The sequence below is a fragment of the Corynebacterium sp. MSK019 genome (assembly GCF_030232425.1).
In the GTDB taxonomy this organism is placed as follows: Bacteria; Actinomycetota; Actinomycetes; order Mycobacteriales; family Mycobacteriaceae; genus Corynebacterium; species Corynebacterium jeikeium_D.
Genome location: NZ_JASPJT010000015.1, coordinates 22,948 through 37,679, shown reverse-complemented (window position 1 = coordinate 37,679; position 14,732 = coordinate 22,948). Strand labels below are relative to the sequence as shown.

Sequence of the window (14,732 nt, the reverse complement as noted above, 5' to 3'; positions counted from 1 at the left end):
CACTGTGGGGTGATAATACGTCCATGACTATTAGCCACGAGTCGATTTACCAGGCCCTTTACGTACAAGGGGCAGGCGGCTTGCGCAAAGAACTTGTGTTTGAAAAGTCCTGCCGGACTACCCGGCCAGGGCGTAAACCCCGCTCGCTTTTAGCCGGGGTGCCCAAACCACGAGGAAAACGCTGGACCCATGATGCCAATATTTCACTTCGCCCAGCGGAAGCCAATGATCGTGCCGTGCCCGGTCATTGGGAAGGGGATTTGATTATTGGCGCAGATGGCACCAGTGCTTTGGCGACATTGGTGGAACGCCGCAGCAGGTTTGTGCTCCTCGGCAGACTCGGCACTGACCATACCGCCACCAGCGTCAATGAGGTTATGGTGCGGATGATTCGTCGGCTCAAAGAGTCGATGGACACCACGATTTCGACGTTGACCTGGGATCAGGGGGTGGAGTTTGCCAAACACACGGAGTTTTCCGTCGCGGAGAATATCCAGGTGTTTTTCGCCGATCCGCATTCACCGTGGCAGCGAGGCAGCAATGAGCGGATGAACCGGGATATCCGGTTTTATTTCCCCAAAGGCACCAACTTTACCGATGTCACCGACCAAGAGGTCGCCGAGGCGGAAGCATTGCTGAATAACCGGCCGCGGGTAGTGCTCGACGGGTTAACTCCTCGGGAGGTAATCTCTGGTGTTATCCATGATGCAATGACCGCCTGACCCTACCGCGCGAAAGATCGCTTGAAAGTGTCATAAACTCATACAGTTTCACGTTTGCAGCCCGTATTTATGCCTGCAGCCTGTACTCACACGTATAGCCTCCAATCGCGTGTACAGCCCGTATTCAAGCGCAGCCCATTCTCGCAAGCAAAGCTCGCAAGCTCATTGTCAACTAGGCCCAACTAGGCCCAACTAGGCCCAACTACGCCCAGCGAGACCCAAACATACGTCGATAGTGCACATGTTACCTTCCGTAGGGCACAAGTTACCCCCGTTAGCGAACGCTGCAATTGTGCCTTTACCAGCACAAATTAGCCAACGCTAAGCCAAGTTCGAAATATGCCCTAAATATTGCGTAATTTCATAACGTATTTACTTGTTAAATAGGGAACCCTAAGCTAATGTTTCACAGGTAATGATTACCTAAGTAAGTGATTGGGTAACGGCGTCTAAGTGGCGTTTGTTTAACAATCCTACTGTGACCGAAGGGATGCCTTTAAGTGGCGCGTTCTAACTCCGGCCGTATTCGCAATATCGTAGTTGCATCTGTTGCGAGCCTTGGACTTGTTCTTGGTGCTTGTTCTACTGATGCCGGTAACGAGGATAAGTCTGCAGCTGCAGGCAACGAGTCTACTATTACCGTTACTGATAATCATGGTGAGCAGACCGTACCTGCCGAGATTGACTCTGTTGTGGCCACGGATAACCGTTCCTTCGAGATGCTCGATCAGTGGGGTATTAAGCTGGCTGCAGCTCCTAAACCGATTATCCCGTTCACGGTTTCCGACTACAAGGACAATCCTGACGTTCAGGACATCGGCAATCACCGCGAGCCGAATCTCGAAATTGTTGCTGCTGCTGACCCGGACCTGATTGTGAACGGTCAGCGTTTCGGCAAGTACTACGATGACCTGAAGAAGCTCGCTCCGAACTCCGCGATTGTGGAGTTTGAGCCGCGCGAGGGCAAGCCGCTGGACGAGGAGCTCAAGCGGCACGCTAAGGGCCTGGGCGCCATCTTCGGTAAGGAGAAGGAAGCCGATCAGCTCATCGCAGACTTTGACAAGGCTCTGGAGCGCGCTCGCAAGGCTTACAACCCGGACGTGAAGGTCATGGCGCTGAACTCGTCGGGCGGCACCCTCGGTTACATTGCTCCGACTGTTGGTCGTACCTTCGGCCCGCTGTTCGACCTGATTGGCATGAAGCCGGCGCTGGAGGTCGACAAGGCCAGCGATGACCACCAGGGTGATGAGATTTCCGCCGAGTCCATCGCTGAGGCAAACCCGGACTTCATCATGGTGCTTGACCGCGATGCTGGCACCTCTGTCCGCGGTACCGATGAGTACCGTTCGGCACAGTCTGTGGTCGAGGAGGCTGCTCCGCTGAAGAACGTGAAGGCAGTCAAGGAGGGCAAGATCTACTACGCCCCAGAGGACACCTACACCAACGAGTCCATTATCACGTACACGGAGATTCTGAACGGGCTTGCCGACGCCTTCGAGCAGGCCTAATAGTTCTCTGACCAGTCACAGGAGTACCTCACCAACTCTATGCAGAAGTTACTGGATTCCCGACTAGCCATCGGGATTGCCTTTGTGGCAGTCCTGGTGGCTATGTCGCTGTTTGTAGGCCAATACGACATCCTGGGCGCCGACGACGGCTGGGAGATGTTCGCCACTACGCGTATACCGCGCACCATTGCACTAGTGCTCTCGGGTGCCGCGATGGCGATGTGTGGCTTGGTCATGCAGCTACTTACGCGCAACAAGTTCGTCGAACCCACCACCACGGGAACCACGGAGTGGGCTGGTCTCGGCCTGATTTTCGTGATGTATTTCTTTCCTTCGGCCTCGATGCTTGGTCGGATGGGCGGGGCAATCATCTTCGCTTTCATCGGCACGGCAGTGTTCTTCCTGTTCTTGCGCCGTGTCGCTTTGAAGTCAAGTCTGGTTGTGCCCATCGTGGGCATCATGTTGGGTGCGGTAGTCAGTTCGATTTCGACTTTCTTTGCGTTGCAGACGGACATGCTGCAGTCGCTAGGCGTGTGGTTCGCAGGCTCCTTTACTGCCATTTATAAAGGGCAGTACGAATTCCTGTGGCTGGTCGTCATCGTGGTTGCAATCGTCTTCGTATTCAGCGATCGGTTAACGGTTGCGGGGCTTGGTGAGGACATTGCCACCAACGTCGGTCTGAACTACAAGCGAATCGTGTTCCTGGGAACGGGGCTGATTGCAATCGCAACAGGTTTGGTCACCGTCGTGGTGGGCAACCTCCCATTCCTGGGGCTCATCGTCCCGAATATCGTCTCCATGTTCCGTGGAGATGATCTGCGCTCCAACCTGCCGTGGGTGTGCCTGGTGGGAATTGGCACCGTGACGATTGCGGACCTGATTGGCCGCGTCATTATCGCCCCGTTCGAGATCCCGGTATCGGTGATTCTCGGCATCCTGGGAGCTGCCATCTTCGTCTATCTGATTGTGGAGCGGCGTCGTGCTTAATCTCAGTTCAACTCACACGGTGGCCGACCAGGCCGGGCCGCAAACGACGTCGTTTAGCACGGCCGCCGCGGCGCGCAGGTACTGGATTATCATTGCTGCGCTGGTGGGCCTGGCGGTGTTGTTTACGGCGGGCCTGCTCGCGTGGGATAACCCGTTGCCGTTCGGTACGGATGGTTTTTGGCTGATTGCGCGCCGGCGTCTTGATGCCGTAATTGCCATGATCGTGGTTGCCTGCTGCCATGCCGTCGCGACGGTGGCGTTCCAGTCGATTGCGAATAACCGAATTATTACGCCGTCGATTATGGGTTTTGAGGCGCTGTACGTGGCTATCAGTACCGCTGCGGTGTACTTCTTCGGGGCGACGGGTCTGATGAATGCCGGCTCGGTTGGGGCGTTTGTGCTGCAGCTCGTGCTGATGGTGGGGCTGTCGCTGGTGCTGTATGCGTGGCTGTTGACTGGGCAGGGCGCGGATATGCACAGCATGCTGCTGGTGGGCATTGTTATCGGTGGCGGGCTGGGCTCGGTATCGACATTTATGCAGCGCATGCTGACGCCTTCGGATTTTGACCTGCTGACGGCGCGGCTGTTCGGCTCTGTCAACAACGCGGACCCGGAGTTTTTCCCGGTGGCGATCCCGCTGGTGATCGCGGCAATCGTGGTGATTGCGCTGCATTCGCGGGCCCTCAATGTCATGTCGTTGGGGCGTGAAGTCGCGACGAATCTGGGCGTGAATTACCAGGTTCGGTCCATCACCGTGCTGGTTGCGGTGTCCGTGCTGATGGCAGTATCGACGGCTATGGTCGGCCCGATGACATTCCTCGGCTTCCTGGTCGCGACCATTGCGTACCAGGCTGCGGATACCTATGACCACCGCTTTGTGCTGCCGATGGCGGCGCTGATTGGCTACGTCACGCTGGCCAGTGCGTATTTCATCCTCAATCACGTTTTCTATGCCCAGGGCGTGGTGTCCATCATTATCGAGCTGGTTGGCGGTTCGATCTTCCTCTACGTCGTTTTGAAGAAGGGACGGCTATGATTCTCCTCGACAGTGTAAGCAAGAGCTATACCAGCGAGGTGTCAATTGGCCCCGTTGACCTGGAAATTCCAACCAACGCAATCACGGCTCTGATCGGCCCGAACGGCGCGGGCAAGTCCACGCTCTTGACTATGATTGGCCGCCTCCTTGCCGTCGATTCCGGTGACATCAACGTCGGTCCATACAACGTGGGGAAGACCAAGTCGAAGGATCTGGCGAAGGTGCTGTCGATTCTGCGCCAGGACAACCACTTCGTCACGCGTCTCACCGTGCGCCAGCTGGTCAGTTTCGGCCGCTTCCCGCACAGCCAGGGGCGCCTGACCGCTGAGGACGAGCGCATCATCTCCCAGTACATCGAGTTCCTCAATCTTGAGGCGCTCCAGGGCCGCTACCTCGACGAGCTCTCCGGTGGGCAGCGTCAGCGCGCGTATGTCGCAATGGTGCTCTGCCAGGAGACGGATTACGTGCTTCTCGACGAGCCGTTGAACAACCTGGATATTTCTCATTCGGTCGACATCATGTCGTACCTGCGCACTGCAGTGCGCGATTTGGGTCGAACCATGGTGGTGGTGTTGCATGACATCAATTTCGCGGCTCGCTACGCCGACTACATCTGTGCGGTCAAGGATGGCCAGATTGTAGAGCACGGCCTTACCGCAGAGCTGATGCGTTCGGAGGTTCTGAGCCCAATCTTCAACACTCAGATTGACATCGTCCAGGGCCCGCACGGCCCGGTCGCCTGCTACGGCTCTTAAGGCAATTCCTGGCCGGACCCACGCAGCCGATACAATCTAGCCTCATGACTATTACTGCTGCCGTTGACGGTTCCGCCCTGCACAACCCCGGACCTGCCGGGTGGTGCTGGTATATCGACGACAGCTGCTGGGCCGCCGGCGGATGGAAAGAGGGAACCAACAACCGCGGGGAGCTCACCGCTCTTGCCGAGCTGCTCCGCGCCACCGCTCACATCCCCGATGAGCCACTGTTCGTCCTGTGCGATTCGCAGTACGTGATTAACTCCGTTACCAAGTGGATGCCGGGATGGAAGCGCAAGGGCTGGAAGAAGCGCGACGGCAAACCCGTCCTCAACGTGGACATCTTGCAGGACATCGACAAGCTGCTCGTTGGCCGCAATATTCACCTCGAGTGGGTTAAGGGACACTCGGGCCACGACATGAACGAGGCCGCTGATCAGCGCGCCCGAGCCGCCGCCACCGCGTATCAGAAGGGCACGACCGTGCCGGAGGGGCCAGGTTTCGCTGGTGCGGGTAGCCGCGTGCAGTCGAATGCCGCGCCGACAAAAACCGCGCCCGCCGCGCCTAGTTCCGAGCCCAAGACGCCCAAGGCCGCAACCTTCGAGCAGGAATGCCTCTTTGACCTCGCAGTCGACGCCACCGTGACGCCCGAGGACGCGGCTAAGGAAGCGCTCACCGTTTTCCGCCGCGCCGCACATCGCGCTGAGCAGGGTAATACCCGCGCACTCAAGGCATTGCTTAACGACGCCCTGGGCGCCAACCTCGCCGTGCCAGACGGGCTTTCGGATGCCGAGTATGAGCTCCGCGTCGAGGGAACCACCGCCACCGCGCAGTTCACCACCGACGACTGGGTTGGCCTAGCTGTCTGGGATTTGTCCCAGGCAGTGGGGAAGGCCACAGGCTCCGCACGTTTGCTGGGCTGGAATGTGGGCAGGTCTTAGCAGTAGTATGAAAGTTTGGTCTTTTAGGTAGACCACCAGGCAATCCGGGGTTACTGGTAGCCTGAAAACACATAAATTCTTTTACTCATTACATATAAGGAGCTCCGACTTCATGGCTGAGCACGAAGGTCCTCGTTCCGGCGAAGGCCGAGGAAATCGCGGAAACCGCGGGTCTAACCGTTCCCATGGTCGTGGCGAGGGCGGCTTTAACGGGCGCAACCGCAACGATCGTCGTGGACAGGGTGGTGGCCCAGGTGGTCGTGGCCGTGGTGGTCACGGTGGTCATGGCGGTAACCGCGATTCCCGTGGTTCGCGGGGCTTCCGTCGTGATGATCGCGATGATCGTGACTTTAACCGCGGCGACCACAATGAGCGCGGTGGCCGTGGCGGTCGTGGTTACAATCGCGATGACCGCAATGATCGTCGCGGCCCGGGCGGGCGCGGTGGCCAGGGAGGTCGCAACTTCGACCGTCGTGGTGGCAAGCCACGTCGCTCCAACCGTGGTGGCCGCTTCCAGGATGAGAAGCGTACGCACCGCACCGGCCCGCAGCGCCCAGGCTTCCGCGAGGAGCGCATTGAGGCCCGTAAGAACGAGCCGAAGCTGCCAGATGACATTCGCGCAGACGAGCTCGACCCGAGCGTGCGCCAGGATCTGAAGAGCCTGGCTAAGGACAACGCCGACAAGGTTGCTCGTCACATGATTATGTCCGCAATCCTGATGGCTGAAGACCCGCAGCGTGCCCTGGAGCACGCCCGCGCAGCGAAGGACCGCGCTGGTCGCGTCGGTGTCGTTCGTGAGACCGCTGGTGTTGCCGCTTACCACGCAGGTGAGTGGAAGGAAGCTTTGGCGGAGCTGCGTGCGGCTCGCCGCATCTCCGGTGGCCCGGGCATGCTCGCGGTCATGGCGGACTGTGAGCGCGGCCTCGGCCGCCCAGAGAAGGCCATCGAGCTGGCTCGCTCCGAGGAAGCCAAGCAGCTGGACAACGAGTCCAAGACTGAGCTGGCTATCGTCGCCGCCGGTGCTCGCCGAGATATGGGCCAGATCGATGAGGCTCTGGTTGAGCTGGAGACCCAGGATCTGAACCCGGACCGCGAGGACTTCGAAGCAGCTCGTCTGTTCTACGCCTACGCTGATGCGCTGGTGGAGGCCGGTCGTAAAGATGATGCCAAGGTGTGGTTTACCCGCTGCGCCAAGATCGATGTGGACCAGATGCTCGATGCTCGTGAGCGCATCGAAGAGCTGAGCAAGTAATCAGCCCAGCTGCCGGCTCGCAACATCAGCCACCGCTAACGCACCGCTGGCGCAATCGGGCTGCGCATCTACAATTCGTCGTAAAGCGTTCCTATTTCGTAAAAGGAGAAATGAACCCCCATGGCTTCTGTCGCTTCTTCCTATGATGCCGCTCTGCTGGATCTGGATGGCACGATTTACGAGGGTGGCGCGGCGATTCCGAACGCGCTGGAGGGGCTGACTGAGGCGGCGCTGCCGATGGTGTTTATTACCAACAATGCCTCGCGCGCGCCGCAGACGGTGGCGGATCAGCTCAATGGGCTGGGCTATGACGTTCACGCGGACGATGTGATGACGTCGGCGCAGGCGGCCATTGAGATGGCGGCGGAGGTCATTGAGCCGGGCTCGAACGTTTTTGTGTTGGGTGCGGAGTCGTTTAAGCAGTTGGCTCGTGAGGCGGGGTACAACCTCGTGGATTCCGCTGATGACAACCCTGCGGCGGTGTTCCAGGGGCTCAACCGTGAGATGACGTGGAAGCAGATGTCGGAGGCGGCGCTGGCGGTGTCGCGAGGTGCGCGCTTCCTGGTGTCGAATTTGGATACGACGCTGCCGTCGGAGCGCGGTTTCCTGGTTGGTAATGGTTCGGTCGCTGCGGCGATTTCTACGACCACGGGCGTGGCGCCGCTGTCGGCGGGTAAGCCGAAGCCGCCGATGTTTATTAAGGCTGCGGAGCGTATGGGCGCGAAGAGTCCGCTGGCGATTGGGGATCGTCTGGATACCGACATCGCGGGTGGAAATGCTGCGAAGATGGACACGTTTATGGTGGTCACGGGCGTTTCCACGCATATGGATGTCGTCGCAGCGCCGCCCGAGCACCGTCCGACGCTCATCGGTGCTGACATGACCGCGCTGAACCGTGAGCTGGATCAGGCACGCCCGGCTCCGCAGGCTGGTTTCACCGCGCGTTACGACGACGCGGAGGCCGGTGTCATCGTTCTTTCTGGCGGTGACACGGAGGATCCTCGGTTGGCGAACCCAGCGGAGGCCGCGGTGGCGGCTCTGCTGACGGTCGTGGATATGGTGTGGAACTCTGAGGCTGGTCGTGCTGGCACAGTCGAGGTCACGCAGGTCCGCGCAGAGGGCCCGGCTGCTGCGGCGGCGCTGGCTGCCTGGCGGATGTGATAGCCGATGAGTGAGGTCGCACCGAAGCCAGGGCAGGGGCAGGAGTCTGGTCCCGTGCCGGGGCCGAAACCCGGCCCTGTACCTAGCCCGGCGGCAATGCCCGGTGCGCGCGAGGTAACTCCGGAGGATGTCCGCGAGCAGGTTGCGGCCGCACTGTCCGCACCTGCGCCGACGCCGCAGGAGAGAGTCGCGCAGTTCGAGCGGGCGCATGAGATTTTGTATGAGGCCCTGGGCTCGTCACGCAGGGAAGGAAAGTGAACGCGGTGGCAAAGAAAGCTCCTAAGCGCAGGCTCGATGCGGAGCTGGTGCGAAGGAAGATTGCTCGCTCCCGTGAGGCGGCAGTGGACATGATTAAGGCCGGCCGAGTGGAGGTCGGTGGATTTGTCGCCTCCAAGCCTGCGACTGCGGTGACAGGCGATGTGTCCATTCGCGTCAGTGGTCTGGAAGAAGACGAGAACTGGGCTTCGCGCGGTGCACACAAGCTGCTCGGCGCGCTGGAAGCTTTCGAGCCGCAGGGCCTGGACTTGAAGGGCCGGAAGGTGCTGGATGCCGGCGCCTCCACAGGCGGTTTCACCGATGTGTGCCTGCGCCGCGATGTCGATACCGTCTACGCCGTCGATGTCGGCTACGGTCAGCTGATTTGGCGCCTGCAGGATGACCCACGGGTGGTTGTGCTCGACCGAACCAACGTCCGCACGCTGACCCCGGAGATCCTCGGGGGCACGGCCGATGTCATGGTCGGCGACCTGTCGTTTATTTCTTTGAAGCTGGTCCTGCCCGCAATTGTCTCCTGCCTCGACGAAGGCGCTGACCTGTTACCAATGGTCAAGCCGCAGTTCGAGGTTGGCAAGGAGCGCCTTGGCTCCGGTGGTGTCGTGCGCAGCGATGCGCTGCGCCAGGAAGTTGTCCAGGAAGTCGCCGAATACGCCCGCACTCTGGGGCTGTCCTTCCGTGCGGCGGTGGCCAGCCCGCTGCCGGGTCCGAGTGGCAACGTGGAGTTCTTCCTGTGGCTGGTGAAAGACGGCGGCGCCAGCGATATTGGTGATGAGGCTATGGCTGCGGCCATCGCTAAGGCTGTTGAGGAGGGGCCGCACAATGACTAGCTCACGGACTAGCTCAACGACCAGCTCACCGACCAGCGCGAAGACTCACTCACGGGATAGCAAGCCCAAGACCAGCGCCGGCAAGCGCGAGATTCTGCTGGTCCCGCACACCGGCCGTAGCGCCAACCTGGAAATGGCCGCTGAGGCTGCCGAGCTGCTTGAGGCCGCGGGTATCGACATCCGCGTGCTGGCTGGTAAGAACCCGGAGGCACTGGCCGCGCACCCAACGCTCGGTAAGTACCCGCGCTACTGGCATTCCCCGCAGGCGGCGTCGGGATGCGAACTCGTCCTCGTCCTCGGCGGCGACGGTACCTTCCTGCGTGCCGCTGACATTGCGCACTCGGCTGACCTGCCGGTGCTCGGTATCAACATGGGGCACGTGGGTTTTCTCGCCGAGTGGGAACAGGAGTCGATGACGGAGGCGATTAGTCGCGTCATCAAGCGTTCCTGGCGTATCGAAGACCGCATGACCATCCGCGCCACCGTCCGTGACACCACCGGCCGCGTAATCGGCTCTGGTTGGGCGCTGAACGAAGTCAGTATCGAAAACGTCAACCGCCGTGGCGTGCTGGATGTCATCTTGGAAGTCGATGGCCGTCCGGTGAGTTCCTACGGCTGCGATGGTGTACTGATTTCCACGCCGACCGGCTCCACCGCGTACGCCTTTTCCGCAGGAGGCCCCGTACTCTGGCCAGAGCTCGACGCCATGCTGGTCGTGCCCAACAACGCCCACGCGTTGTTCTCTCGCCCGCTGGTGATCTCCCCGCATTCGACCATTGCCATTGAGACCAACCACGACACCGCCGAGGCGGTCGCGGTGCTCGACGGCTTCCGCAACATCACCATGCCGCCGGGCAGCCGCATCGAAATCGAGCGCGGCGCGCAACCGGTGCGCTGGGTGCGTCTGGACGATCAGCCGTTCGCCGATCGTCTGGTGCACAAGTTCCGCTTGCCGACGTCCGGGTGGCGCGGCCCCGCCGAAGCCCAATAGCCCCTAAACACGGCAAACGAGACCCCAACTTCCAAGGGAAGGACTGATTGCAGGCGCCATGCTGACTGAGATTTCCATCCGCGACCTCGGCGTTATCCCGGACGCGACGCTTGAATTCAGCCCAGGCCTGACCGTACTGACAGGTGAAACCGGTGCGGGTAAGACCATGGTGGTCACCAGCCTCAAGTTGCTCTGTGGTGCGCGTGCCGACGCCGGCCGCGTGCGCACCGGCGCCGACAAAGCCTTGGTGGAAGGCCGCGTTTCCACCGAACACCTCTCGGAGGAAGAGTCAGCCACCATCGATGCTGTGGTTTCTGAGCTCGGCGGCGAGCGCGATGAGAATGACGAGTACCTGCTTGCTCGACAGGTCTCCGCGAAGGGCCGCTCCCGGGCGTGGGTTGGTGGCCGGAGTGCGTCGGCTGCTGCACTGGCGGATGTCTCCACCCGCCTGATTGCCATTCATGGCCAGAATGATCAGCTGCGCCTGCAAAGCGCCGATGAGCAGCGTGCGGCCATCGACCGCATGGATGCCGACACCATCGCGCCAACCCTGGAAACTTATCGTCAGCAGCGCTCACACTGGCGCACCCTGGTCAAAGAACTGGAAGAAAAGACCTCTAAGCGCCGCGAGCTGGCCATGCGTGCCGATCAGCTCAGCTTCGCGATCGAAGAAATCGACGCAGTCTCACCCGAGCCGGATGAGGACCAGGACCTCGCCTCCCAGATCCGCCGCATGCAGGACCTGGACGGTCTCCGCGACGCGGCGGCCGTGGCGCTTGCCGCCATTGACGGTGCCGCTGCCGTGAGCACTACCGGTATGGATGCCGCCACCGAGGACTCCGGTGCCGCCGAACTCCTCGGAGCCGCCGCAAACGAGCTCGCCGGCGCCAATGATGACGAGCTCACCGAGTTTTCCAATCAGCTCAATAAGCTGACCAGCCAGCTCTCCGAGATTTCCGCTGGTCTCGGTGCGTTTCTATCCGGCCTGCCGGAGGAAACCGAATCCCTGGACAAGCTCATGCAGCGCCAGGTGGAGATCAAGAATCTCACCCGTAAGTACGCCCCGGACATCGCAGGTGTGCTGGCTTGGCGGGACAAGGCGGAGCGCAAGCTCGCCACGCTAGATGTCTCCGGCGAAGCGCTGGACAAGCTCACCGCGGAGATCAAAACCGCGGAGAAGAAGCTCGGCACCACCGCGCGGAAGCTCTCCAAGGCCCGCGCAAAAGCCGCGAAGCACCTGGAACAGGCCGTGACCAAGGAACTCAAGGGCCTGGCCATGCCGCACACCTCGCTGGTGGTGGAGATCGCCAAGGCCGACACCTTTGGCCCCGCTGGCGTGGACAACATCGAGTTCAAGCTCCGAGCCCACGAAGGTGCCGAGCCACGCCCGCTGGCCTCATCCGCATCCGGCGGTGAGCTCTCCCGCATCATGCTGGCATTGGAAGTTGTCCTCGCCGAAGGACAAGCCGGACACACGATGGTTTTCGATGAGGTCGATGCCGGTGTTGGTGGGCGCGCGGCTGTGGAGATTGGCAAGCGCCTGAAGCAGTTGGCGGTGAATAACCAGGTGATCGTCGTCACGCACTTGCCTCAGGTGGCGGCGTTTGCGGATACACACTTGGTGGTCAGCAAGGACGCCCGTTCGGGGGCGGTGTCGTCGAAGGTGACGAGCCTGGGGGACGAGGAGCGGATTGACGAGCTCGCGCGGATGATGGCGGGCTTGGACGATTCGGAATCCGGACGCGCGCATGCGCAAGATCTTCTGGATCAAGCTCGGCGCGCCTTCTCGGCCAAGTAGCTGCACTTATGTTTCACTAAGTGCCATGAGTCTGTTCTCTCGGAACGAAAAAGATCTTCCTGGCATTTCGGGGACTGTGCGGGACGGTTCCCGCCTGGAGCGTGCGCTCAAGCGCATGGGCGAAGGCGACATCGTGGTGATCGATGCGCCGGATATCTCGCGTCCACTGGCACAGCAGTTGATTGATGCCAAGGTCGCCGCAGTGGTGAACACTGGTGCGTTTACCACGGGTTTTGTGCCGAATTACGGCCCGCAGATGATGCGCGACGCCGACATTGCGATGGTGCAGAACGTCGGCGACGAGGTCTTTGAGAAGCTCAAGGACGGCAAGAAGGGCAGGCTTGACGACGGCAAGCTCTACCACGGTGACCGCCTGATTGGTCAGGGCGACGAGGTCGACCAGGACGAGCTTGAGCGCGCCTTCGACGAGGGACGCACCAGCATGGTCGACCGCCTGGAGGCTCTCTCCGGCAACTTGGTGGAGTTCGCCAAGACCGAGTCCCCGCTCTACATCGATGGCCTGGGCATTCCGGACGAGACGGAGCCGCTGCGTGGCCGCAAGGTCGTTGTGGTCAGCCCTGGTGAGGGAGACCGCAAGACGCTGGAAGACTTAAAGAACTTCATCCGCGAGTACGAGCCGCTGCTCATCGGCGTCGACACCGGTGCCGACACGCTCTTCGACCTGAAGTACGAGCCGGACTACATCATCGGTGATCCGGAGAACATCAACTCCGAGGCGCTGCGGTCTGCCGGTTGCGTGATCCTGCCTGCCGACCCGGACGGTCACGCGGTGGGTCTTGAGCGCATTCAGGACCTCGGCATTGGTGCCATGACCTTCCCGGCGCTGTCCGATTCCGCCACTGACCTGGCGCTGGTCTTCGCCGCGCATCACGACGCCGACATGGTCGTCTCCGTCGGCGCGCCGCAGAACATCGACAGCATCTACCACGCTGAGGATCAAAGCGGTGTGCCGTCGGCATTGCTGTCGCGTTTGAAGGTCGGGGAGAAGCTTGTCGACGGTCGCATGGTCGCCGACCTCTACCAGGTCAATAGCCGTGGTTTCGGTGTGGCCTGGGCAATCCTGGCTATCTTTGTCGCCGTTGCGGTGATCTTCGCTATCGCTGGTACTTCCGGTGATGGTTCTGTCAGCGAGAATCTGATTGATACCTGGAACTCCATTGCACTGTGGTTCCAGGGGCTGTTTAAGTAGTCTTTCGTAGGTAGGGAGTAGGACGGGCGATGGCGAAGAAGCGCAGGAGCGGGAAGTTTACAGCCGGTGTGACAGGTGCTGCCCTCGGTGTTGCGGCAGGCGCTGCGCTGGGTGCTTATGTGCTCAACCCCGCTGGTGCTGGCATTGATTTTGGCACTGGTGCTGCCTCTGAGCGCGATGCCGCTGTTGCACGTGCCGATGCGCAGCAAGCGCGTGCCGATGAAGCTAACCGCATCATCGAGCCCATCATCGGGGAGATTGTCAAGGACTCTTTGAAGGACGTGCCGGTCCTGGTTATCGCCACTCCTGATGCTACGGATGAGCAGCTTGCAGGGGTTTCCGAGACTCTGCGCGCTGCTGGCGCCCCGGATGCGGGCGTGTTGAAGCTGACCGATAAGTTCCTCTCTTCCGCTGGTGCGGATGAACTGAAGGACACGGTTTCTACCTCGCTGCCGGCTGATGTGCAGCTGGATCCGGAGCGCCGTGAGCCGGGCCGACAGGCTGGCCAGGCGCTGGCTCCGGTGTTGGAGCTGGATAAGGATGGGGGAGAGCGAGCTTCCGCTGCTGACCGGAAGCTACTGCTGGAGGCCCTGAAGGGCGCCGGCTTTGTCGAGTATGAAGAGGGGACCCTGCGCCCGGCTGCTGGCATCGTGATTGTTGGTAATCACGGCACGGTCTCGCGCGCTGCGATTGACAAGGGCGAGGACCCGGAGTTCGGTGCGGGCCTAGTAGCGGATCTTGCCGTTGCGCTTGCTGAGGGCTTTGGTGCTGGTGACGATGCTGCTGGTCACGTAGTGGTGGGGACTGACGGTTATGGACGCGAAGGCGTCAGCGCTCTACCGGACGAGCGCTGGGGCGCCGACCCTGTCGTGAAGCGTGTAGACGCTGTGTCGGATGCGGCGGGGCAGGTCGGGGTTGTTGGGGACTTGAAAAGGTAAAAACACATGGAAGTTAGTCGGGAAACAGTAGAGCAGCTTTTCAAGTTCTCTTCTGACAGAAAGTGGGAGGTTTTTCATACTCCTGAGAATCTTGCTAAAGCGATCTCAATTGAGTCTGCTGAGTTGCTCGAACTTTTTCAATGGGACGCAGAATACGAAAAAGCCGATCTCGAGGATGAGCTTGCAGATGTGCTGAGCTACTGCCTTTTACTGGCTCGTAGGGCTGAAATCGATCCTAATGAGGCGATTGCGAAGAAAATCGCCTTAAATGAAGTGCGCTATCCGCGTAGTAAAAGCACGGGAAGTTCGCTTAAGCACGACAGGTTGTAA

The 14,732-nt window shown here is 60.5% G+C and carries 15 protein-coding genes; all 15 read left to right on the top strand.

What is annotated here, in order from left to right; translation table 11 throughout:
- Positions 1–722 (top strand): IS30 family transposase (locus QP982_RS09830; protein ID WP_284870491.1); only part of this gene is annotated, 722 nt, incomplete at its 5' end.
- A gap of 500 nt (positions 723–1,222) precedes the next feature.
- Positions 1,223–2,230 carry a siderophore ABC transporter substrate-binding protein gene (locus QP982_RS09825; RefSeq protein ID WP_070549823.1) on the top strand — a complete coding sequence of 336 codons (1,008 nt, stop codon included), beginning with the start codon at positions 1,223–1,225 and terminating at the stop codon, positions 2,228–2,230.
- Between the two features lie 39 nt (positions 2,231–2,269).
- Positions 2,270–3,217, top strand: a complete 948-nt coding sequence (locus QP982_RS09820) for an ABC transporter permease (protein WP_070437363.1) — start codon at positions 2,270–2,272, stop codon at positions 3,215–3,217.
- Positions 3,210–4,253, top strand: a complete 1,044-nt coding sequence (locus QP982_RS09815; RefSeq protein WP_284870489.1) for an iron chelate uptake ABC transporter family permease subunit — start codon at positions 3,210–3,212, stop codon at positions 4,251–4,253. The genes QP982_RS09820 and QP982_RS09815 overlap by 8 nt, the downstream gene beginning before the upstream one ends.
- The gene (locus QP982_RS09810) at positions 4,250–5,008 is read left to right on the top strand and encodes an iron ABC transporter ATP-binding protein (protein WP_070546198.1); all 759 of its coding nucleotides are present in this window, start codon (positions 4,250–4,252) and stop codon (positions 5,006–5,008) included. The genes QP982_RS09815 and QP982_RS09810 overlap by 4 nt, the downstream gene beginning before the upstream one ends.
- A gap of 44 nt (positions 5,009–5,052) precedes the next feature.
- A complete protein-coding gene (locus QP982_RS09805; protein WP_284870488.1) occupies positions 5,053–5,949 on the top strand; it encodes an RNase H family protein in 897 nt (298 codons plus the stop codon).
- A 94-nt stretch (positions 5,950–6,043) separates the two neighbouring features.
- Positions 6,044–7,201, top strand: coding sequence for a hypothetical protein (locus QP982_RS09800; protein WP_370548640.1), 1,158 nt, complete (start codon positions 6,044–6,046; stop codon positions 7,199–7,201).
- Between the two features lie 120 nt (positions 7,202–7,321).
- On the top strand, positions 7,322–8,362 hold the full coding sequence (locus QP982_RS09795; protein ID WP_070601405.1) for an HAD-IIA family hydrolase: 1,041 nt from the start codon (positions 7,322–7,324) through the stop codon (positions 8,360–8,362).
- Between the two features lie 6 nt (positions 8,363–8,368).
- Positions 8,369–8,620, top strand: coding sequence for a hypothetical protein (locus QP982_RS09790; RefSeq protein ID WP_070601406.1), 252 nt, complete (start codon positions 8,369–8,371; stop codon positions 8,618–8,620).
- Between the two features lie 5 nt (positions 8,621–8,625).
- Positions 8,626–9,465 (top strand): TlyA family RNA methyltransferase, encoded by an 840-nt coding sequence (locus tag QP982_RS09785; protein WP_070601574.1) that lies wholly within the window; start codon positions 8,626–8,628, stop codon positions 9,463–9,465.
- Complete coding sequence (locus QP982_RS09780) at positions 9,458–10,456, top strand: NAD kinase (RefSeq protein WP_141764315.1); 999 nt, start codon at positions 9,458–9,460, stop codon at positions 10,454–10,456. Before QP982_RS09785 ends, QP982_RS09780 begins: the two co-directional genes overlap by 8 nt.
- 58 nt (positions 10,457–10,514) lie before the next feature.
- The gene (gene recN / locus QP982_RS09775) at positions 10,515–12,254 is read left to right on the top strand and encodes a DNA repair protein RecN (protein ID WP_070601407.1); all 1,740 of its coding nucleotides are present in this window, start codon (positions 10,515–10,517) and stop codon (positions 12,252–12,254) included.
- 25 nt (positions 12,255–12,279) lie between these two features.
- Complete coding sequence (steA, locus tag QP982_RS09770) at positions 12,280–13,464, top strand: putative cytokinetic ring protein SteA (protein ID WP_070601408.1); 1,185 nt, start codon at positions 12,280–12,282, stop codon at positions 13,462–13,464.
- Between the two features lie 29 nt (positions 13,465–13,493).
- Positions 13,494–14,402 (top strand): copper transporter, encoded by a 909-nt coding sequence (locus QP982_RS09765; RefSeq protein WP_070437379.1) that lies wholly within the window; start codon positions 13,494–13,496, stop codon positions 14,400–14,402.
- A 6-nt stretch (positions 14,403–14,408) separates the two neighbouring features.
- Positions 14,409–14,732: a nucleotide pyrophosphohydrolase gene (locus QP982_RS09760; protein ID WP_070437381.1), complete on the top strand. Its 324-nt coding sequence runs from the start codon at positions 14,409–14,411 to the stop codon at positions 14,730–14,732.

Excerpts from the sequence above, each read along its gene's own strand:
- steA (WP_070601408.1), top strand. The coding sequence starts at position 12,280 with ATGAGTCTGTTCTCTCGGAACGAAAAAGATCTTCCTGGCATTTCGGGG.
- QP982_RS09760 (WP_070437381.1), top strand. The coding sequence starts at position 14,409 with ATGGAAGTTAGTCGGGAAACAGTAGAGCAGCTTTTCAAGTTCTCTTCT.
- QP982_RS09765 (WP_070437379.1), top strand. The coding sequence starts at position 13,494 with ATGGCGAAGAAGCGCAGGAGCGGGAAGTTTACAGCCGGTGTGACAGGT.
- QP982_RS09790 (WP_070601406.1), top strand. The coding sequence starts at position 8,369 with ATGAGTGAGGTCGCACCGAAGCCAGGGCAGGGGCAGGAGTCTGGTCCC.
- recN (WP_070601407.1), top strand. The coding sequence starts at position 10,515 with ATGCTGACTGAGATTTCCATCCGCGACCTCGGCGTTATCCCGGACGCG.
- QP982_RS09795 (WP_070601405.1), top strand. The coding sequence starts at position 7,322 with ATGGCTTCTGTCGCTTCTTCCTATGATGCCGCTCTGCTGGATCTGGAT.
- QP982_RS09810 (WP_070546198.1), top strand. The coding sequence starts at position 4,250 with ATGATTCTCCTCGACAGTGTAAGCAAGAGCTATACCAGCGAGGTGTCA.
- QP982_RS09780 (WP_141764315.1), top strand. The coding sequence starts at position 9,458 with ATGACTAGCTCACGGACTAGCTCAACGACCAGCTCACCGACCAGCGCG.
- QP982_RS09820 (WP_070437363.1), top strand. The coding sequence starts at position 2,270 with ATGCAGAAGTTACTGGATTCCCGACTAGCCATCGGGATTGCCTTTGTG.
- QP982_RS09805 (WP_284870488.1), top strand. The coding sequence starts at position 5,053 with ATGACTATTACTGCTGCCGTTGACGGTTCCGCCCTGCACAACCCCGGA.